Genomic DNA, 20,706 nt, shown 5'->3' with positions numbered 1-20,706 from the left:
TCACAGGCCTCAGGGACCCTCCAGGTATGCCGTGCAGGCTCTCACGAGCAGCCGCAGGAGGCCAGGGGCGCTACGAAGTGGTTGTCGATCGCGGCACCGGCCGCGGACCCGCCGTTGGCGGGGAATCCGTTGGCCAGGATCGCGAAGGCCAGCAGGCGCCCGTCGGCGGTCGTGACAACGCCGGCCAGGGAGGAGGTCTGCTCCAGCGACCCGGTCTTGGCGCGCACGGTTCCGGCCGCGGCCGTGTCATGCAGGCGGTTGCCCAGGGTCCCGTCCAGCGCGCCGACGGGCAGGTCGGCGACGAGGGTTCGCCCGGCCGAGCCACCATCGTCTCCGGCGGACTTGGCCAGGATCTGGGCCAGGAGCTTGGCGGGCACCTTGTTGCCCTTGGCCAGCCCGGACGAGTCCAGGAGGGTCAGCCCGGAGGTGTCGAAGCCGTCTTTGCGCAGCTGGGCGGCAACGGCCTTGGAGGCCCCGGCGAAGTCGGCGGTCTCCTTGGCCTGGAGGGCCACGAGCCGCCCCTCGACCTCAGTCATCGTGTTGTCGGAGGTCTTCAGCGACAGGGCCAGGATGTCGGACAGCGGGGCGGAGGACACCGAGGCAAGCTCCTTGGCGCCGCCGGGAGCGGCGGCGCGGGACGCATCGCCGTCGACCGTGATGCCGGCCTCGCTCAGATGCCTGGCGAAGGCCTGGGCGGCCTCCATCGCCGGGTCGGCCGGGTAGCCCTGGTTCTGGGTGGCGGAGACGTCCACCATGATCGGCTGAACCTTGGCCACGTACTGCTCGTTGCCGGCCTCCCAGCCGTCGTTCCACTGGGCGCCGGTGAACAGGGTGTCGTCCAGACGCAGGGAGACCGACGTCGTCCCTTGGGCCTTGAGCTGCTCGGCGGTGGCGCGGGCGAGGTCGCCCAGGCCCGCGTGGCCGGCCGTGGCGGTCGGGTCCCCGGCGTCGTCGGCCAGCAGGACGTCGCCGCCGCCCACGAGGGTGACGGTCTGGCCGTCCAGGACGGCCTTGGTCTGGAGCGTGTGGCCCGGTCCCATGGAGGACAGGGCCGCCCAGGCGGTGAGCACCTTGTTGGTGGAGGCGGGCGTCACCCCGGTGGTGGCCGACTGGTCCAGGAGCTCCTCACCGGTGGCGACGTCGATGACCGAGGCCGTCACGCTGCCGCCGGTCAGGGCGGCGTCGGAGGCCACGGCCTGGACGTAGCCGCTCAGCGCCGCCCTCGAGGGCTTGGGCGCCCCCTGGTCCAGGCCGGAGGGCGCCGTCGTCTTGGCGCTGGGGCCTGCCGGTGTGGGGAAGGGCTGGGGGGCGACGTCGGCGTAGGCGACCGTCACCGGGCCGGGCAGCAGGTCAAGAGCATCGCCCAGGCTGTAGTAGCCACTGAAAACCAGCAGGCTCGCCGCCGTCAGGGCCGCGGTCTGGACCTTGCGCATACGTCCTCCGGACTGGGTTGTTATCAGGCTGGGATGGCCTGTATATCAGGTGGGTGGGGCGCCCGGGAGGTCGTTCCCGTCAGTGCACCGACGTGCAGAGTACGCGTTTGCTGACCTCAGGCGCTGTCGTGCGCCACACTAGTGCCATCAAGACCCGCCCCGCCGGATCGACGCCGACCACCAGGCACCGTTCCAGCGCCCAACGAGTTGAAGACACAAGCGAAGGAGGCTCCCTGTGGAGTTCGACGTCACGATTGAGATCCCCAAGGGCAACCGCAACAAGTACGAGATCGACCACGAGACCGGTCGGATCCGCCTGGACCGCATGCTCTTCACCTCCACGCGCTACCCCGATGACTACGGTTTCATCGACGGGACGCTCGGTGAGGACGGCGACCCCCTGGACGCCATGGTCCTGCTGGAGGAGCCGACCTTCCCCGGTTGCGTCATCCGCTGCCGCGCCCTGGGCATGTTCCGCATGCGCGACGAGAAGGGCGGCGACGACAAGGTCCTGTGCGTCCCCAGTGCCGACCAGCGCGCCTCCTGGCGCACCGACATCGAGGACGTCTCGGAGTTCCACCGCCTGGAGATCCAGCACTTCTTCGAGGTCTACAAGGACCTCGAGCCCGGCAAGTCGGTTGAGGGCGCCCACTGGGTGGGCCGCGATGAGGCCGAGGAGGAGATCCGCCAGTCCTTCCAGCGCGAGGCCGACCGTATCGCCCGCGAGGGCCACTGACGCCGACGACGACGCGGGTCGGCGGGGCAGGGCGGCGCACCTGCTCTCGGCTGCCATCCGCGCCGCTCGTTCCCCGCGCCGCTCCCGCCAGACCCGCAGAGATGGTCGACTGCCTTCGAGCACATACGCCGCCCCACCCCTCAGCAGGGGTGGGGCGGTTCAGCGTCCCGGCAAGCCACCTCTCAGCAGGAAGGCCGCCGTCGAGAGTGTTTAGAGGCGCACCGCGTAGGGCATGACGCCGGAGTAGCGCATAGAGGTGACGCGCACGGTCATGCCGAAGGTCGGCGCCTCGATCATCATGTCGTCGCCCAGGTAGATGGCCACGTGGTAGATGCCGGACTGGCTGCCGTCGGAGGACCAGAAGACCAGGTCGCCGGGCTGCACGGCGTCGAGCGGGACGTGGGCGCCCTGCCCGTACTGCACGCGCGAGGAGTGGGTGAGGTACACGCCGCCGGCCTCGTAGGCGACCATCGTCAGCCCGGAGCAGTCCAGGCCCGACGCCGACTCGCCGGCCCACACGTAGGGGGTGCCGATGTAGCTCATGGCGGTGCTGATGGCGACTGAGGCGGCGTTGCCGGAGTAGGACGGCGCGGGCTCCGGATCCGGTTCGGGGGCCGCGGCGGGCGCCGGGGCCGGTGTGTAGGAGTCCTCGTCGTCGGCCTCGGGCTGGGAGGTGGTGGCGGGGTCCTGGGCCGGGGCCTGGTAGGAGACAGGGGCTGGGCGGCGGCCTGCCCGGTCTCCTCGGCCTGCTTCTGGGCGAGGTCGGCGGCGGCCTTCTCCGAGGCCTCCTTGGCCGCGGCCTGGGCAGCGACCTCCTCGCGGGCCTTGCGCTCGGCCTCGACCTGGTTCTGGTGCTGCGTCTCCAGCTCGACAGTGGTGTTGCGCTGGGCGGCCAGCTGGGCGATGAGGTCCTGGCGGTTGGTCTGGGTGGTGGTGACGGCGCTCTGGGCGTCGCGGGCGGCGGCCTCGGCGTCGGACTTGGCGGTCTCCGCGGAGGTTGCGGCGTTCTCCTTGTCCCTGACCTTCTGGTCGGCGATGGTCTGCATGCTCGCGGCCACCGATTCGAGGGCCTCGACGTTCTGGACCTTGGTGTTGTTCTGCTCGCCGGCGCGGGTCAGGGCGACGTCGGCGTCGGCCAGGTCGGCCAGGGACTCGCTGGTCAGGTACGGGGCGAGCGGGTCGAGCGGGTTGCCGCTCTCCTGGTAGGTCTGGACGACGATCGACCCCAGGTCCGAGCGGGCGGCCGCAGTGTTGGAGGCGGCGGTGTCGGCGTTGGTCTGGGCGGTCTGGGCGTCGGTGGTGGCCGTGTTGAGGTCGTCGACGGCGGTCAGGTAGTCCTCGTTGGCGACCTGCGCCTTGATCTGGGCCTGCTCCAGGGCGGTGCTCTCCTGGGCGAGCCGGGCCTCCAAGGAGGCGATGGAGGTGGAGGTCGAGCGCTCGGAGGCCTTGGAGCGATCGATGTCGCTCTGGTCCACGGGGTCGGCGAGCGCCGACGGCGCCAGGGTGCATGCCAGTGCCACGACTGCGGTGGCGACGACACCGTGTCCGTGTCGTCTTTGGGGGATCGGGCTCACAGGGGTTCTCCGTCGTGATGGGGCTGAACGTGAGGATGTCGCCTCACCCGGGGACCGGCGTCGGCCTGCCGCCAGAACCCGTTCCGCGAGATCACGGGGGCGCGGGACGGATGAGGGGACGAAGACGGCAGGTGGCGTCGGCCCGGATGTGGCGAAACCACATTAGTCGCTTTAATCCCATCTGAAAACAAGATTCACAGTATTCACAATCGTAACTTACACCCCTGTAGTTCACAGGTCTTGCTTGCGCTGACAAGGCTCCCGCTGTCCGTCATTCGGCCGTGACCCGTATGGCATCCGGCACAACTGACCGTTCGTGCAGGTCAATGGCGGTTTCTTGCGGCCGGCTCAGTGCCTGCGGAAGACCGCTCCGCGCACACCGGCACAGGCCCGCGGAACCGGGGCCGAACTGCGCTCGTACTCGCTTCGCGGACACGCGTTTGGACCGCCCGCGGAGGAAACCGCTAAAGTCGGAGCATGTTCCGTCGTTCTGAGGCCCTCCGGCCGGACGCCCCCACCACGGGGCGAATGCGCAGCTGACGCGCACGCCGCCGTCGGCCCACGTGCGCGTCCCCGCCCTCACCCACACCTTCGCAAGACATTGCAGTAACCAACGGTGACGGCGGACGACTCAGCGCCACGACACCTCGCCCCCGACTGCGAGACCCGGCCCCACCGCCGGGCGCAGCGGGTCGCCGGGCGGAACCACCCGCAAGCGCGCCGCAACCACCGGCGCAGCGCGGGAGCAGCCCGTGGCACTGACATCGCCGCCGGTCACCGGGAGCCACCAAGGAGTCCTCATGACCGATCAGCACCCCAGCACGCCGGATCACGCAGCCCCGGCCACTGACCAGGCCGCCCCCTCCCCCACGAACCCGGCGGGCTGGCGATTCGAGACCAAGCAGGTCCAGGCCGGGCACGACCCGCTGTCCGAGCCCACCCACTCGCGCGCCATCCCGATCTACCAGACCACCTCCTACGTCTTCGAGTCCGCCGAGCAGGCGGCCGCCCGCTTCGCCCTGAGCGACCTGGGTCCCATCTACACGCGCCTGACCAACCCGACCAATGACATCGTCGAGCAGCGGATCGCGGCGCTGGAGGGCGGCGTCGGGGCGCTGCTGACGTCGTCGGGGCAGGCGGCCACGACTCTCGCCCTCGTGACGCTGGGCGGGGCGGGTGACAACATCGTGGCCTCGCCCTCGCTGTACGGCGGCACCACGAACCTGCTCACCCACACCCTGCCGCGGCTGGGCATCGAGGCACGGTTCGTGGCCGACCCGGGCGACCCGGCGGCCTGGTCAGCGCTGGCCGACGAGCGCACCATCGCCTTCTTCGGGGAGACGATTCCCAACCCGCGCGGCGACGTCCTCGACATCGAGGCGATCGCGGCGGCCGCGCACGAGCTGGGCATCCCGCTGGTCGTGGACAACACGGTGGCCTCACCGTTCCTGACCCGCCCTTTCGATTGGGGCGCGGACATCGTCGTGGCCTCGGCGACCAAGTTCCTGGGTGGGCACGGTTCGTCCGTGGCGGGCGTGATCGTGGACTCCGGCAACTTCGACTTCGCCGCCCAGCCCGAGCGCTTCCCCGCCTTCAACACGCCCGACGAGTCCTACAACGGCCTGGTCTACGCCCGGGACCTGGGCATAGGCAGCCCGCTGGGCGCCAACCTGGCCTTCATCCTCAAGGCGCGCGCCGAGGGCCAGCGCGACCTCGGCTTCTCGCTGGCGCCGCACTCGGCCTTCCTCATCGCCCAGGGCATCGAGACGCTCTCGCTGCGCATGGAGCGGCACGTGGACAACGCCCTGGCGGTGGCCACCTGGCTGGAGGGGCGCGACGACGTCGCCTCGGTGCGCTACTCGGGGCTGGCCTCCAGCCCCTACTACGAGCTGCACCGCAAGTACTGCCCGCGCGGGGCGGGATCGATCCTCACCTTCGACCTGCCCGGCGGGCGAGAGGCGGGGGCGGCCTTCATCGACGCCCTGGGCCTGTTCTCCAACCTGGCGAACATCGGGGACGTGCGCTCGCTGGCGGTCCACCCGGCCACCACCACGCACTCCCAGCTCGACGACGCCGGCTTGGCGGCGGCCGGGATCAGCGCCGGAACCGTGCGCCTGAGCGTGGGGATCGAGCACATCGACGACATCCTGGCCGACCTCGAGCGGGGTCTTGAGGCGGCCCGGAGCGTCGGGGCCTGAGGCGGCTTACCATGAGCACTCCCGCGTCTTCCTCCTCCTATCCCATCTCCCCCAGCAGTACCGAGACCGAGCCCGCCGCGTACGGCGTCGGGACGGCCTCCTCCAAGCTCGTGGACCGCATGGCCGGCTCACCCACCGGCGCCTGGCGGCCCGGGGACGAGCCGGGGCGCCGTCGGTTCCTGGAGATCGGGGACCTGCCCCTGGAGTCCGGGGAGGTCCTGCCCAACACGGTCCTGGCCTTCGAGACCTGGGGGGAGCTGAGCCCGCAGCGCGACAACGCGGTCCTCGTGCTGCACGCACTGACCGGCGACTCCCACGTCACCGGCGAGACCGGGCCCGGGCACCCGACACCGGGCTGGTGGTCGGACCTGGTGGGGCCGGGACGGGCTATCGACACCGAGCGCTACTTCGTCGTGGCGGCCAACATCCTGGGCGGCTGCCAGGGCTCGACGGGGCCGTCGTCGACGGCGCCGGACGGGCGGCCCTGGGGGTCGCGCTTCCCGTGGCTGACCACGCGCGACGCCGTCGAGGCCGAGGCCCGCCTGGCCGACGCCCTGGGGATCGAGGTCTTCCACCTGGTCATCGGGGCGTCACTGGGCGGGCACCGGGCGATCGAGTGGGGGGTCACGCACCCGCAGCGGGTGCGCAACCTGGCGCTGGTGGCCACGGGAGCCTCGACGACCGCCGACCAGCTGGCCTGGTGCCACCTGCAGGAGCTGGCGATCGTGGCCGACCCCTTCTTCTTCGACGGCGACTACTACTCCCACTCAGTGGGGCCGGTGCGGGGACTGGGGCTGGCGCGGGCGCTGGCGCACACCACCTACCGCAGCGCCGCCGAGCTGGATAAGCGTTTCGGGCGGCGCCACCAGGGCGAGGAGGACCCGGCGGTGGGCGGGCGCTACCAGGTGGAGTCCTACCTGGACTACCACGCCGGCAAGCTGCTGGCGCGCTTCGATGCCAACACCTACCTCATCGTCACCCACTCGATGATGGTGCACGACGTCGGCACGGGGCGCGGCGGCATCGAGGCGGCGCTGGCAACCGTGCAGGCGCGCACGCTCGTGGTGGACGTCGACTCCGACCGGCTCTTCCTACCCGCCCAGGCCGAGGAGCTGGCCGGCGGCATCCCCGGCGCCCGGCGCGAGACGATCACCTCCTTGCACGGGCACGACGGCTTCCTCATCGAGGCCGAGCAGATGGACACGATCCTGCGCGACTTCCTGGCCGGTGCCTGACACCAACATTTTCTTCATAAACGACGCGGCTCCGGGTCGTCTCTGAAGCTTTCGTCGGTGAGTGAGAAAATTGTCTTGGCGTCCCATTCCGGCTCGCGGTGGGATCATGGGGACGTGAACGCAACGACCGAGCACGCGCCGGTGGACGCCTGGGGACCGGACTTCCTGGGCCCGGGCTTCGAGGCCCGCACCCTGGACCTGCTGCCCGACGACGAGGACGACGGCGCCGTCGCCACCCTGGTACGCCACCTGCCCGCCCTGGACCCGGGTGCCCTGCCGGGCACGCCCACCGCCCCCGCTTTCATCTACCTCTACCTGCACGGCTGGAACGACTACTTCTTCCAGACCCACCTGGCCCGCGAGATCTCCCGCCTGGGCGGCGCCTTCTACGCCCTGGACCTGCGCCGCTACGGCCGCTCCTGGCGCGAGGGCCAGATGCTGGGCTGGTGCACCTCCCTGGCCGACTACGACGAGGACCTGGGCCTGGCCCTGTCCGCCATCCGCGCCGACCAGGGCTGGGAGACCGAGGTCGTCCTGTCGGGCCACTCCACCGGTGGGCTCGTCGCCTCCCTGTGGGCCGATCGCCACCCGGGGGCCCTGCGCGCCCTGGTCCTGAACTCCGCCTGGCTCTCGCTCCAGGGCTCCGAGCTCGTGCGCACCGTCGGTGACCCGGTCCTGCGCACCCTGGCGCTGCGCGACCCGCGCATGTCGATCCTCGACGGCTGGGTCGACCCGGCGCGCGCCTTCTCCATCGCCGACGGCTGGGATCCCGAGCGCGACGGCGAGCTGCCCGATCCCTCCTGGGCCGACGACCCGTACGTGACCGGCTGGGACATCAACCCCGCCTGGTCCCTCAAGCCCTCCGCTCCCGTACGCGTCGGCTGGCTCCAGGCCGTCATGGAGGGACACAACCGAGTCGCCCAGGGCCTGGACATCCGCTGTCCGGTCCTGTCCATGGGGTCGGCCGCCACCCGGCTCGGGGTGACGTGGATGCCGGAGTCGAGGCACGCTGACACGATCATCGACGCCGACGCCACCGCCCGCCGCGCCGTCATGCTCGGCAAGCTGGTGACCATCGCCCGCTTCCCCGGCGGGGTCCACGACCTCACCCTGTCCGAGCCGCCCGTGCGCGAGCAGGTCTTCTCCGCTCTGCGCCGTTGGATGTCCGCCTACGTGCTGCGCTGAGCCCTGCCCGGCAGGCGGCTCAGGCCAGCCCGTTGCGGTAGGCCCACACAACGGCCTGGACCCGGTCGCGGGCGCCGATCTTGGGCAGGATCCGCGTCAGGTGCGACTTGACCGTGCTGGTCTCGACGATGAGCTCGGCGGCGATCTCCGCGTTCGACATGCCGCTGGCCAGGAGCTGGACGACCTCACGCTCCCGCTCGGTGAGCACGCCGAGCGCCTCCCGGTTCTCGACCTTGCCCTGGCGGCGGGCGAACTCGGCGATCACCCGGCGGGTGACGCTCTGGTCCACCAGGCCGTAGCCCAGGGCCAGGCGGCGCACGGCATCGACCAGCTCCTCCGGCTCGCAGTCCTTGAGGATGAAGCCGTCCGCCCCGGCCTCCAGAGCGCCGAAGACGTCGGCGTCCATGTCGAAGGTGGTGACGACCAGGACCGAAGGGGTACCGCCCTCCCGCTCGGAGACGATCTGCCGCGTGGCCGTCAGGCCGTCCCCCTCGGACATCCTCAGATCCATGCACACGACGTCGGGACGGGTCGCGCGCACCACGCGCACCGCCTCCCTGCCGCCGGAGGCCTCTCCCACCACCGTGATGTCGTCGTTCTCCTCCAGCAGGATGCGGAAGCCGGCGCGGATCACCGCCTGGTCATCCACCAGAACCACCCTGATCACGCGTCCTCCTCCCGGTCCAACGGCAGGACCAACCGTACCCGCCAGCCGCCTCCCTCCACCGGGCCGGCGTGGAGCGAGCCGCCGACGGCGTCGGCCCGTTCCCGCATGACCGTCAGGCCGGTGCCTCCGCCACCGGGGTCGGTCGACGGCCGGCGTGCCGAACCGTTAAGAACACTCAGCTCGAAGGAGTCCTCGGCTCTCCTCAGCTCCACCGTGATCGGGGAGCCCGGAGCGTGCTGGAGAGCGTTGCTGATCGCCTGCTGCGCCACCCGGAAGACGGCGATCTCGGCCGGCGGCGACAGGACCGGCATGCAAGCGGCAGCGTCTCCGGAGGGCACACCGCCGGAGGTGGTGTGGGTGGTCGCATCACCCGGCTCGTCACCCAGAAGGCCACCGTCGAGCACCTCGATGTCGACGCCGAGCGCCCGGGTGGAGGCGACCAGCTCGGGCAGGTCGCGCAGCCCGGGCGAGGACTCCTCGGCCTCGGCGTCACTGCGCAGCAGCCCCACCACGGAGCGGAGCCCGGAGAGGGTCTCCTTGGCCTGTCGGCGCAGCTGTTGAGCCGCCTCCCTGGCCGTCTGCGGGTCGCGGTCGATCAGTCGCTCGAGCGCGGCCGCCTGCACGACGATCCCGGCCAGATGGTGGGCGGCGACGTCGTGCAGCTCACCGGCCAGGCGGCGGCGCTCCTGGATGAGGGCCACCTCCAGCTGCCGGCCGTGCTCGCGCCTGAGGAGCTCCTGGCGGGAGTGCTCGTACCTGCGGCTGCTGGCCAGCGCTGCCCCGCCGAGCATCGGCACCAGGTAGATCGCCAGCGTCACCAGGGCATTGACCATGTGCAGCTGCCACGGCTCGGGGGATCGTCGCCAGATGATGACCGCCGAGTAGGTCGAGTAGGTTAGGGACAGTGCGGTCAGGAGAGGTGCCGTTCGGCGCAGAGGAAACCGCATCCCCATGCCGAAGGACACGACGAGCTGGCCGTGGCCGCTGGCGCCGTAGCCTGCGGGAAGAAGTAATGCCGTCGCCACCTCCGCCGACCACACCAGCGCCTGGCAGAGCAGAGGGCGACTGCGCCACAGCACGAGGGCCAGCCCCTCGGCCGCGAGCGGAATCGCCGTCGCGGCGAACCACGGCCGAGGGCCGGCCGGCACCGAGGCGCTCGCAAGAAACGCCACCGTGGGCTGAACCACCGCGAAGGCGAGGGCCAGCAGCACATCGTTGCGCCGGATCGAGACCGGGCTGGTGGGATCGGACAGGCTCATGGCTGCATTGTCATCGACGGACACCGACCTCGACGTCCCCCGGTCACAGTCCGAGCCTGGGTACCAGGGCGTTGCCGGCCCAGGCCCACCAGGCCAGCGCCACCAGCGCCGCCAGGAGAACAACCGACATGGTGATCCTCCGCCAGCCCGCCCGACGCCTCAGGGACATCACCAGGTCAGCCATCGCCGGAATGATGGCCACCACCCCCAGGGCCTGCAGCACCTGAGCGCCCCGAATCACCGGTATCAGCCAGGAGAGGGAACCGCTGGTGGTAGCGGACATCACGACGCCCAGGATCCAGGTGAGCTGGGCGGCCAGCGCCAGGGCCCCGCCACCCCGCGCCACACGAGTCAACCACGGCACCGGAGCACCGACCTCCTGGCCCCCTCTGAGGGCCCGACGTCGTCGCAGCGCCCCGACCGGCCAGGCCACCGTGGCCACCAGCAGCAGAACCAAGCAGACACCGAACACGGGCGCCAGCGCCTGCTGAACCGGCGTCATGGGAAGCAGGGTGAAAGCCGGCCCCATGCTCAGGCTGACGACCTTGCCATCCTTGACCTGAGCAGCAATGGCGCCCCGCCCGTCGACCTGCCGCCAGACCCACGGCTCCACCTCGACATACTGGGACTCCTCGACAATCTGAGACCCTTGAAGCACGAGCTTCCCATCATCCGTGTGCTCGATCGTCACCGAGTAGAAAGCAGGTACCCAGGCCGCCATGAAGGAGGCCCATGGGACTCTGCTGGGCACGTAGGTGCCGGCCACCTGACGGACGCGCTCGGCGGAGTCCTTGCCACCAGAGGCCTTGACCGTCTCGCCTGGGAAGTAGCGGTCGGCGAAGCCCTGAGCCAGATCTTCCCGCAGGCTGCGTGCGGACTCGTTGCCGTCCCCGTTGTAGGAGATGAAGATGCCGGTCTTCTCCTCGGGGTAGAGCTCGAACTGGGAGTGCCAGCCCTGGATGTCTCCGCCGTGCCCCACCACTCGCCGGCCATGCCGGCTGAGGTCGAAGTAGCCCAGGCCCATCTCTCCGGCCTTGGCGCGATTGCCGAGCTTGTCCTCCCCCAGGCCGGGGGACCACATCTGCTCCCAGGTCTCCTGACGCAACAGCTTCGGCGAGCGGCTCAGCTGGGCATTCATGAAGGCCGCAAAATCCGGAGCCGAAACAGTCAGCGAGCCGGCCGGGAAGTCACCCATGAGCTCGAAGGGGACCTTCTCGCCGGTGGAGGTGTAGCCCGGACCCAGGGAGGAGACCGTGTCCTCGGGCAGGGGCTGCTCGTAGGTGGAGGTGCTCATGCCCGCCGGCTCCAGGACGTGCTCACGCACATAGGTCTCGAAGGGCTGCCCGCTCACCCGCTGCACGATGTAACCGGCCAGGGCCATGCCGTAGTTGGAGTAGCCCGGGGTGGTACCCGGAACGAAGACTTGCACCGGTGGATTGGTCTTGACGTAGGCCTCCAGGTCCGTCTCATTCGGAGCGATTCTCAGGCTCTCCTCGAAGCCCGCCGAATGAGTCAGCAAATGACGCAGGGTCAGGGGCTCATCGAAGCGCCGCTCAATCTCAAAGTCCAGGTAGGCACTGATATCGGCATCGAGATCCACCTTGCCCTGCTCCACCAGCTGCATCGCCGCGATGGAGGTCGGGATCTTGGAGACCGAGGCCACCCGGAACAAGGACGTCTGCGGATCCACGGCCACCGGCTGCCCACCAGAGGCACCCGTATCGGCCCAGCCGTAACCACGGGTGGTCACCACCTGCCCGTCCTTGACCACCGACACCACAGCCCCCGGGATATCACCGTTCTTCAAGGCATCGGGCAGCTTCCCATCCAACCAGGCGTTGACGTCCTCAGAGGTGAGCTGATGCTCCCCCGCCGGCGGCTCACGCGGCGGCAAACTGGCCGACGACGACGTCGAGCCACAAGCGGTCAACAAGGACAACGAGGCCAACAAGGCCACCACGATCAGGGCCATGGCCCTGCGCGTCACATTGCGCGTCGCGTTCATCATCATCTCCCCGGCCCGCGTGATCGGGAAAGCCGCGAGCCACCTCAACCCTCACGTTCTCGGGCATCCCTCCTCTACGGGCGCAGGGCGTCAGGGGGCTTACGACCTACGACGTAAGGGACTCGGCCACACGGACGAGGCAGTCGGGGCGAGATCTCGCCGGCTCTCCGACCGCGCGGCTCAGGAACTGCGGTCGGCGAGGTCGTCGCGCAGGTCCCCCAGGTGGGCGCCGCGCACCCCCACGCGCCACACGCGCCAGCCGTCGGCGTCGGTGACGTCCTGGGCGGCGTTGGCGGCCGACGTCGGGTCGGTGAAGGAGCGCCCGTCGGACAGGGTGATGACGCCCTCCACCGAGAGGATCGCCTCGTGGTAGATGCCCCGGCGCAGCCGCTGCCAGATGAGCTGGGTTGGCTCCCCGAGCGTGGCCGCGACGGCCGCCAGCTCCGCGGTCTCCTGGACCAGGAGGGACTTCGAGGGGTCCCCACCCAGCGCCTCGGCCACCGGGTCGAGCGCGTCGGCCGACCCGCGCAGCGGCTCCCACGAGACCAAGGGCACCGCCCCGGTCGGCTCGTCCGGGCGCACCTCATTGGGGGCCACGGTAGACCATGCCTCGGCGGCCTGAACCGAGTGCTCACCGGTCTCGGAGACGACTGAGGCTCCGGAGGCCGATGCTGCGGCGTGCGAGGTGGGCGATGCCGTGGAGGCGTTCTCCTGGGACTGGGTCTGAGCCGGCCGCGAGCGCCGCCCCATGCGGGTACGGGAGTCACCCTCGTTCGGGGCATCGGTTGCCTCGGAGTCACCTGCGGAGGCATGAGAGGTAGCTGTACCAGCCGCACCACCGGACGCCTCGGCGCTGATGTCGTCAGAAGGAACGGCATGATGAGCATGATGAGCATGGTGAACGTGGCCGGTACGGCTCGGTTCGCCGGCGCTCCGATCGGTGCTGCTGCCGGCACCGTCACTGCTGCCGGAACCGTTGTGGCCGAGGTCGTCTGCACCAGGCTCGTCACCCAGGTCGACGGTGATGGGGCCGGCCAAGGAGTTCCCGCTCAGGATATCGGCAAGGTCCCGGTCGCCGCCGCCGCCGTCAATCGCCTCCGCACCGGACTGCTCACCAGCGACCTTGTCATCCTTGCCGTCCCCATCATCGCCACCGTCGCGATCACCGGGATCGCCACTGCTGTGGTCGGCACCGCCAGGGCCGTCAACAGCGTTGACGGCGTCAGAGGTATCAAAGGCATCAGAGGCATCCGGCTCGACCGCATCCGCGTTTCCGGAGCTCTCGGAGACGACACCCGCTGAGGAGTTCCCTGAGGATCCCTCGGAGGACTCCATGGTGCGCTCGGGCCTGCCGTCAACCGCCGCGCGCCCGTTCAGCCCGGGATCATCAGCAGCCGAGTTCCCCGAGGAACCGGCAGTGGAACCGACCGTGGGGTTGGCTCGGGAGTCATCAGTGGAGCTGTCGGAGGCGCCGTCATCCAGGCTGACCGCTGCATTCCCGGCTGTCCCCTCGGCCCTGTCAACGGACCTGTCAACGGACCTATCGGCGGCCGCAGCGTGCAGCTGCGGCTGCTCGGCGGTCACAGCCACCGGCTCGAACAGCTCGGAGAGCGCATCGGCGGCTCCCGTTGCGGCGAATGCGCCGACGGGGACGGCTGGACCGCCGGCATCGACGTCAGGCTCACCGGCAGCCTCCTGCGGCAGGACGATCTCGATGGGGCCGGTCACCGGGCTCGTCTGCTCGGCCTGTTCCAAGGCATCGATGGCGCGCGAGCCGGCCGAGCCACCAGCACCGGAAGAACCAGCGAGAGCCGGGCGGGGCGCACGCGCCACGAGCAGCGGCCCCCCGGCGGCCACGTCCATCCCGGATATCTTCTCCACGACGACGACGATGCGGGACTCGTCCACGATCCGCACGTCCACCTCGTGGATCTCCAGCCCGGAGGAGGCCAGCACGCCCAGTCCCCCGACGACGTCGGGCTCCAGGGCGGCGCTCAGGATCGTCAGCCGAGGCCCGGCCTCGACCTGGGCCGGCATGGCCTCGCGGAACTCGTTCCAGTCCCCGCTGAAGGCCCCCAAGCCGCCCGCGTACCTGCTGGCGATCTCGCGGCGGCCCGCGGCGGCCGCCGCGGTCAGGCGCGACATGGCGGCCAGCAACCCGGCGGAGTCGACACTCTCCAGGACCTCGACGACGACGACCTGTCCGGTGGCGTCCAGGGCGGTCAGGCTCTGCCCGCCGTCGACCTCGTCCCAGGCCAGGGGGAAGAGCGGACGGCGCAGGACGTCGACGATCTGGCGTTGGATGGCGACAAGACTGTGGGACAGGGTGATGGCATCGGCGGAGCGTCCCAGGCGCACGGGCAGGAGGTGGTTGCCGTCGAGCTCGTACATGGCCATGAATCGGGCCGCCTTTCCTCGTCGTCCTGCTCCGCATTGGCCTCCAGCACGGGCAGGCACACGAGTAGGCGAACGCACGGTCGAGCCATCCGTCACCACAGTGCCCAGCCATCCTGTCACGGCCGCCAGCACACGGCAGACTATCTCATCACGGCAACGAAGGGCGGGCCGCCGGCCCAACACATCGAACCCCGCACGGTGAGAAAACCGCCGGCGGACGCATATATCGGGGGTTTCTCTCAGGAACATCCCTGATTCTTGGAGAGAACGGTCTCATGGGTGCCTCCACCTCGAGGGGGATGAGGATGCCTACGAAGTGGATAAGAATGGCGGTTGGTTGGCCCCTTCCGGACCCTCACTCACCGATATCCTCGAGCCTCCCACGAGCCCGTGGGTCTCCGCCGGACCCTCACGGGCTCCGGCTCCTCCCGGGGAGCCGACCGGTTTTTATCCACCCCCAACCTCTCATCACCTACCGTTTGAGGAGTGTTCATGCCGTCGGCCTCGTCCACCACGACTCCCTCGGACGCTTCCCAGAACGTGCCCTCCCAGGCCTCCTCGGTCTCCTCGCAGTCCGCCTCGGCGCGGCCCTCCGCCGAACCTACCGCGTCCACAGCCCGGCTCCCCCGCCTGAAGGCACACATGCACCGGGCCTGGCGGGCCACGCGCGCCTGGCTGGCCCCCGCACCGGCCGCAACCGCCTCCGCCGCGCTCATCCTCATCGTCGGCCTCGCCCTCCTGCCCTGGGGGCGCAGGGGACAGATCGCCCTGTCCGCCTACATCCACCAGCCTCAGCGCGCCTGGACCCTGCTGACCGCCTGGGCGGCCCCCGGCCACCTGGTACCGGTGGCGGGCGTCATCGTGCTGCTGTCCATCGGCGTGCTGCTGGAACGGCTCCTGGGGACACGACGGTGGCTTGTCACCGGCGTCGTCTCCACCGCCGGAGGCATCACCATGAGCCAGGCGCTCTACCCGCTCATCGGACACGTGTGGGAGACCTGGTCCCCCTACCTCGTCCACGCCCCGATCCAGGGCGTCAGCCTGCCCATCGCCGGCCTGGTGGCCGCCTCCACCAGCGTCATGCGCCCGGCCTGGCGGCGGCGCGTGCGCCTGGTCATGTTCGCCGTCCTCAGCGTCTCGGCCGCCGTCACCGGTACCGTCGGCGCCCTGGCGCGCCTGGGGGCGGGCGTCGTCGGCCTCATCGTGGGCATCGTCCTGGAGCGCGGGCAGCGGACCGTCCCCTCCCAGGAGCTGCCCCGGCGCGTGGAGCGCGAGCTCGTGGCCTTCCTGGTGGCCTGCTGGTCGGTGGGCTGCGCCCTGGCGGTGGTGAGCAACGCCGCCGGCCCGCTGGCCGACGCCCGCTACGGGCTGACCCCCGCCATCCTGCCCAAGGATGCCGTCATCTACCCGGTCGAGCTGCTCCTGCTGTGCATGCCGGCCCTCCTCCAGCTGGTCCTGGCCGACGGCCTGCGCCGCGGACGCCGTTCGGCGGCCCTGGGCACCATCGCGCTCCAGATCTTCCTGGGGGCCTGCGCGGCCCTGTTCGCCCTGGTGGAGAAGCTCGACGCGCAGCTGCCCGAGTCCGTCCCCACCACGGCCAGGATCCTGCACAGCTGGCTGCGCTCCGGCCACCTGCTGGTGCCGCTGATGCTCAACATCGTGGTCGTCAGTCTTGTGGTGTGGAAGATGAGCTGCTTCACCCTGGGCTCGCGCCCCGGCGTCATCCGCCGCGCCGTCGTCGCCTGGGTCCTGACCGTCGTCGGCGGCGCGGCCGTCAGCGTACTCGGGGGCCTGCTCGTCTCCCAGGACTTCTCCCCCTACGCGAGCTGGCCCGGCCTGCTGGAGACCTACCTGTCCTACCTGCTGCCCGTGAGCACCGGCGGCATCATGGGCCTCATCGTGGAGCCCCTGACCCCGATGGCCCACCTCCTCACCGCGTGGGTGCCGGTCCTGGTGTGGCTCCTGACGATCCTGTGGGTGTGGCTGGCCCAGTCGGCGCCCGCCCGTACCCGGGTATCCAGCCGCGAGCAGCTCACCGACCTGGTGCGCACCCGCGGCGCCGGGACACTGGGCTGGATGCTCACCTGGGAGGGCAACGAGGCCTGGGTCAACGAGGCCGGGACGGCCGGCTTCTCCTACCGCCCCAGCCGCGACGTGGCCCTGACGGTCGGCGACCCCGCCGCCGACGACGCCGACGTGGCCCAGGCGGTGCGCGACTTCGCGGACTTCGCCACCGACGCCGGACTCACCCCGGCCCTCTACTCCGTGCACACCCCGGCGATGGAGGCGGCCCGCGCCATGGGCTGGACGATCCTGCAGGTGGCCGAGGAAGCCATTCTGGACCTGCCGGACCTGGCCTTCCGCGGCAAGGCCTACCAGGACGTGCGCACCGCCCTCAACCACGCCCGTAAGCAGGGCGTCGAGACCGTGTGGACCACCTTCTCCGAGTGCCCTGCCGGGCAGCGCGACCAGATCCGCGCCATCTCCCAGGCCTGGACCAGTGACAAGCCCCTGCCGGAGATGGGGTTCACTCTGGGCGGCATCGCCGAGCTCAACGACCCCGAGACGCGCCTGCTGCTGGCCGTCGACACCGACGGCACCGTCCAGGGCGTCACCTCCTGGCTACCGGTCTACCGCAACGGGGAGGTCATCGGCCTGACCCTGGACTTCATGCGCCGGCGCGAAGGCGGCTTCCGCCCCGTCATGGAGTACCTCATCGGGCGCGCCGCCCAGGACGCCCAAGCCGAGGGACTGGAGATCCTGTCCCTGTCCGGGGCGCCGCTGACCCGCTCCTCCCCGGCCGACGGCGCCACCTCCTCGCGCTTCGACCCGCTCATCGACCTGTTGGCCTCCATGCTGGAGCCGGCTTACGGATTCGGCTCCCTGCACGCCTACAAGCGCAAGTTCAAGCCGCGGGCGGTCCCCATGTATCTGGCGGTCCCCGACCTGGTGGACCTTCCCACCGTGGGGATCGCGATCGCCCGGGCCTACCTTCCCGACCTCAAGCCCTCCCAGACGGCGCGCTTCGCCCAGGTGCTGATGAACCGCGACTGAGGCCGGGCGCGGGCAGGACAGCGGAGCCGGCCGGCTCAGACCCTCGGGTCGAACCGGCCGGCTCCGCTGCTCGCGGCTTCTTGGGAACGGATTGCGGCTACTCGCCCTTGTCCTCGACAGCCGCGCGCCCGGCCTCCAGGCGGGCCACCGGCACGCGGAAGGGCGAGCAGGAGACGTAGTCCAGGCCCACGTGGTGGAAGAAGACGATGGACTCGGGGTCGCCGCCGTGCTCACCGCACACGCCCATCTTCATCCCCGGCTTGGTGGAGCGGCCGCCCTTGACGCCCAGGTCCACCATGCCGCCCACGCCGTCGACGTCGATGGTCTCGAAGGGCGAGACCCCGAAGATGCCGTCGTCGATGTAGCGGCCCACGAAGGATCCCTCGACGTCGTCGCGCGAGAAGCCCCAGGTGGTCTGGGTCAGGTCGTTGGTGCCGAAGGAGAAGAAGTCGGCCTCCTCGGCGACGTGGGCGGCGGTGACGGCCGCGCGCGGCAGCTCGATCATGCAGCCCACCGGGAAGTCGAGCGCGTAGCCGGAGGCCTGGGAGACCTCCTGCAGCACGTGCTCCACGCGCTCGCGCGCCAGCTGGAGCTCACGCACCGACCCGACGAGCGGGATCATGATCTCGGGGTGCGGGTCGCCGCCGGCCTTGAGGCGCTCGACAGCGGCCTCGGCGATGGCGCGCACCTGGAGCTCGATGAGGCCCGGCATGGTCAGCAGCAGGCGGACCCCGCGCAGGCCGAGCATCGGGTTGGACTCGTGGTTCTTGCGCACCACGGCCAGGAGCTCCTCGTCGGCCGGGTCCAGCTCGCCGCGCTCGCGGTCCAGGGCCACCTTGACGCTCAGCTCGGTCAGGTCCGGCAGGAACTCGTGCAGCGGCGGGTCGATGAGGCGCACCGTCATGGGCTTGCCGTTCATCGTCTCGAACATCTGGATGAAGTCGCCCTTCTGCAGCGGCAGGAGGGCGGCCAGGGCGGCCTCGCGCTCGGCGGCGGAAGAGGCCAGGATGAGGTTCTGGACGAACTGCTTGCGCTCACCGAGGAACATGTGCTCGGTGCGGCACAGGCCCACGCCCTGGGCGCCGCGGTGAATGGCGTGGCGGGCGTCATCGGGGGTGTCGGCGTTGGCGCGCACCTCGAGGCGGCGGACCCCATCGGCGTGGCGCATGAGGCGGTCCACGGCAGTGACGAGCTCGCGGGTGTCGTCGTCACCGGCCGCGTCGAGCGCCTCGGTCAGGCCGCGGCGCAGGTAGGTCATGACCGGGGAGTCGACGACGCCCACCTCGCCGAGGAAGACCTCGCCGGTGGTGCCGTCGATGGCGATGATGTCCTCACTGGTGAGGACCTCCTCGCGCCCCGCGACGCGAAGGGTCTTGGCGGCGGCGTCGACCTCGAGGGCCTCGGCGCCGCACACGCAGGTCTTGCCCATTCCGCGGGCGACGACGGCGGCGTGGCTGGTCTTGCCGCCGCGGGCCGTGAGCACGCCGGCGGCCGCGACCATGCCGGGCAGGTCGTCAGGGTTGGTCTCGCGGCGCACGAGGATGACGGAGTCGCCCTTCTCGGCGCGGGAGACGGCCTCGTCGTTGTCGAAGGCGATGTAGCCCACGGCGGCGCCCGGGGAGGCGGGCATGGCACGGGTGAGCGGGTCACGGCTGGAGTCGTCGTCGAACTGGGGGAACATCAGCTGGGTGAGCTGCTCACCGGAGACCCGCGTGAGGGCCTCGTCCATGGTGATGAGCTTCTCGTCGACGAGCTGGGTGGCCACGCGGAAGGCGGCTGCGGCCGTGCGCTTGCCCACGCGGGTCTGGAGCATCCACAGCTTGCCGCGCTCGATGGTGAACTCGATGTCGCACAGGTCGCGGTAGTGGGTCTCCAGGCGGCGCATGATGGCGCGCAGCTCGTCGTAGGAGGCCTTGTCCAGGCGCTCGAGGTCGGCCAGGGACAGGGTGTTGCGGATGCCGGCGACGACGTCCTCGCCCTGGGCGTTGACGAGGTAGTCGCCGTAGACGCCGGTGCGCCCGGTGGAGGGGTCGCGGGTGAAACAGACGCCGGTGCCGGAGGTCTCCCCCATGTTGCCGAATACCATGGTGCACACGTTGACCGCGGTGCCCAGGTCGTGGGGGATCTTCTCGCGGCGGCGGTAGATGTGGGCGCGCTCCGTGTTCCAGGAGCGGAAGACGGCCTCCGTGGCCATGTCCAGCTGGGAGCGGGGATCCTGCGGGAAGTCGATGCCCGCGTGCTCCTTGACGATGGCCTTGTACTCCTCCACCAGCTCCTGGAGGGCGTCCACGGGGAGCTCATAGTCCATGGAGACGCCCCGTGCGGCCTTCTTGGCATCCAGGGCGTCGGAGAAGTGGTCGCCGTCGATGTCCAGGACGGTCTTGCCGAACATCTGGATGAGGCGGCGGTAGGAGTCCCAGGCGAAGCGCTCATCGGAGCTGGCGGCGGCCAGGCCCTTGACGGAGACGTCGTTGAGGCCGATGTTGAGGACGGTCTCCATCATGCCGGGCATGGAGAACTTGGCTCCGCTTCGCACCGAGACGAGCAAGGGGTCCTCGGCGGCGCCGAGCTCGCGTCCCAGCTCCTCCTCCACGCCGCGCAGGGCGGCGGTGACCTGGACTGAGAGCTCCTCGGGGACCTCGCCGCCGGCCAGGTAGGCGCGGCAGGCGTCGGTGGTGATGGTGAAGCCGGGGGGAACGGGGAGATCCAGGCGAGTCATCTCCGCCAGATTCGCTCCCTTGCCTCCCAGAAGATCCTTCTGGTCCTTGTCACCCTCGCTGAAGCGGTACACGTACTTGGGCATCGATGCCCCTTTCTGATTCGGGTCGTTCTCGGGTCTGCCTCAGATCGTCCTGATGCAGGCGTGACGCGGCGACGAGTCGTTCACGATATGACTCTAGTGTGACTTCAGTCCTAGACCAAACACGCCGACTCCAGCGCGCCTCCTCCCGGCGCGCCCGCCG

14 protein-coding genes are annotated in these 20,706 nt (G+C 70.4%); 5 read left to right on the top strand and 9 right to left on the bottom strand.

Translation table 11 applies throughout. From position 1 onward, the window contains the following. Window positions 1–41 precede the first annotated feature (41 nt). Window positions 42–1,433, bottom strand: coding sequence for a D-alanyl-D-alanine carboxypeptidase/D-alanyl-D-alanine endopeptidase (gene dacB / locus BQ8008_RS00510; protein ID WP_108832353.1), 1,392 nt, complete (start codon window positions 1,431–1,433; stop codon window positions 42–44). Window positions 1,434–1,668: 235 nt separating this feature from the next. Between dacB and BQ8008_RS00505 the strand changes: the two genes are divergently transcribed. Beyond that, window positions 1,669–2,169, top strand: a complete 501-nt coding sequence (locus tag BQ8008_RS00505; RefSeq protein ID WP_108832352.1) for an inorganic diphosphatase — start codon at window positions 1,669–1,671, stop codon at window positions 2,167–2,169. A 210-nt stretch (window positions 2,170–2,379) separates the two neighbouring features. On the opposite strand, the gene BQ8008_RS13545 is transcribed toward BQ8008_RS00505, so the two are convergent. Both BQ8008_RS13545 and BQ8008_RS00500 read right to left on the bottom strand, forming a co-directional pair. Then, entirely contained in the window at window positions 2,380–2,712 is a 333-nt protein-coding gene (locus BQ8008_RS13545; protein WP_234415156.1) for a C40 family peptidase, read from the bottom strand. Beyond that, window positions 2,709–3,743, bottom strand: coding sequence for a coiled-coil domain-containing protein (locus BQ8008_RS00500; RefSeq protein ID WP_234415155.1), 1,035 nt, complete (start codon window positions 3,741–3,743; stop codon window positions 2,709–2,711). Before BQ8008_RS00500 ends, BQ8008_RS13545 begins: the two co-directional genes overlap by 4 nt. A gap of 800 nt (window positions 3,744–4,543) precedes the next feature. Between BQ8008_RS00500 and BQ8008_RS00495 the strand changes: the two genes are divergently transcribed. From BQ8008_RS00495 to BQ8008_RS00485, 3 genes are all read left to right on the top strand, one after another. Beyond that, window positions 4,544–5,941 carry an O-acetylhomoserine aminocarboxypropyltransferase/cysteine synthase family protein gene (locus BQ8008_RS00495; protein ID WP_108832351.1) on the top strand — a complete coding sequence of 466 codons (1,398 nt, stop codon included), beginning with the start codon at window positions 4,544–4,546 and terminating at the stop codon, window positions 5,939–5,941. Between the two features lie 11 nt (window positions 5,942–5,952). Next, complete coding sequence (gene metX / locus BQ8008_RS00490; protein WP_108832350.1) at window positions 5,953–7,176, top strand: homoserine O-acetyltransferase MetX; 1,224 nt, start codon at window positions 5,953–5,955, stop codon at window positions 7,174–7,176. A gap of 114 nt (window positions 7,177–7,290) precedes the next feature. Further along, window positions 7,291–8,361 (top strand): alpha/beta hydrolase, encoded by a 1,071-nt coding sequence (locus BQ8008_RS00485; protein ID WP_108832349.1) that lies wholly within the window; start codon window positions 7,291–7,293, stop codon window positions 8,359–8,361. 19 nt (window positions 8,362–8,380) lie between these two features. Here the strand turns inward: BQ8008_RS00485 and BQ8008_RS00480 are convergent, their stop codons facing one another. The 5 genes from BQ8008_RS00480 to BQ8008_RS13395 all read right to left on the bottom strand — a co-directional run bounded on the left by BQ8008_RS00480 (window position 8,381) and on the right by BQ8008_RS13395 (window position 14,689). After that, window positions 8,381–9,028, bottom strand: a complete 648-nt coding sequence (locus BQ8008_RS00480) for a response regulator (protein ID WP_003784842.1) — start codon at window positions 9,026–9,028, stop codon at window positions 8,381–8,383. Further along, window positions 9,025–10,287 (bottom strand): sensor histidine kinase, encoded by a 1,263-nt coding sequence (locus tag BQ8008_RS00475; protein ID WP_108832348.1) that lies wholly within the window; start codon window positions 10,285–10,287, stop codon window positions 9,025–9,027. The genes BQ8008_RS00480 and BQ8008_RS00475 overlap by 4 nt, the downstream gene beginning before the upstream one ends. 43 nt (window positions 10,288–10,330) lie before the next feature. After that, entirely contained in the window at window positions 10,331–12,259 is a 1,929-nt protein-coding gene (locus BQ8008_RS00470) for a serine hydrolase domain-containing protein (protein WP_267896232.1), read from the bottom strand. Continuing rightward, on the bottom strand, window positions 12,168–12,359 hold the full coding sequence (locus BQ8008_RS13540) for a hypothetical protein (RefSeq protein WP_234415153.1): 192 nt from the start codon (window positions 12,357–12,359) through the stop codon (window positions 12,168–12,170). The genes BQ8008_RS00470 and BQ8008_RS13540 overlap by 92 nt, the downstream gene beginning before the upstream one ends. A gap of 113 nt (window positions 12,360–12,472) precedes the next feature. Then, a complete protein-coding gene (locus BQ8008_RS13395) occupies window positions 12,473–14,689 on the bottom strand; it encodes a hypothetical protein (protein WP_199907904.1) in 2,217 nt (738 codons plus the stop codon). Window positions 14,690–15,181: 492 nt separating this feature from the next. Between BQ8008_RS13395 and BQ8008_RS00460 the strand changes: the two genes are divergently transcribed. Further along, the gene (locus tag BQ8008_RS00460) at window positions 15,182–17,743 is read left to right on the top strand and encodes a bifunctional lysylphosphatidylglycerol flippase/synthetase MprF (protein ID WP_108832347.1); all 2,562 of its coding nucleotides are present in this window, start codon (window positions 15,182–15,184) and stop codon (window positions 17,741–17,743) included. Between the two features lie 97 nt (window positions 17,744–17,840). On the opposite strand, the gene ppdK is transcribed toward BQ8008_RS00460, so the two are convergent. Then, on the bottom strand, window positions 17,841–20,546 hold the full coding sequence (ppdK, locus tag BQ8008_RS00455) for a pyruvate, phosphate dikinase (protein ID WP_108832346.1): 2,706 nt from the start codon (window positions 20,544–20,546) through the stop codon (window positions 17,841–17,843). Window positions 20,547–20,706 lie beyond the last annotated feature (160 nt).

This window comes from Actinomyces sp. Marseille-P3109, from assembly GCF_900323545.1.
Taxonomy (GTDB): domain Bacteria; phylum Actinomycetota; class Actinomycetes; order Actinomycetales; family Actinomycetaceae; genus Actinomyces.
The sequence above is the reverse complement of the archived record's forward strand: the minus strand, read 5'-3'. Positions and strand labels throughout refer to the sequence as shown.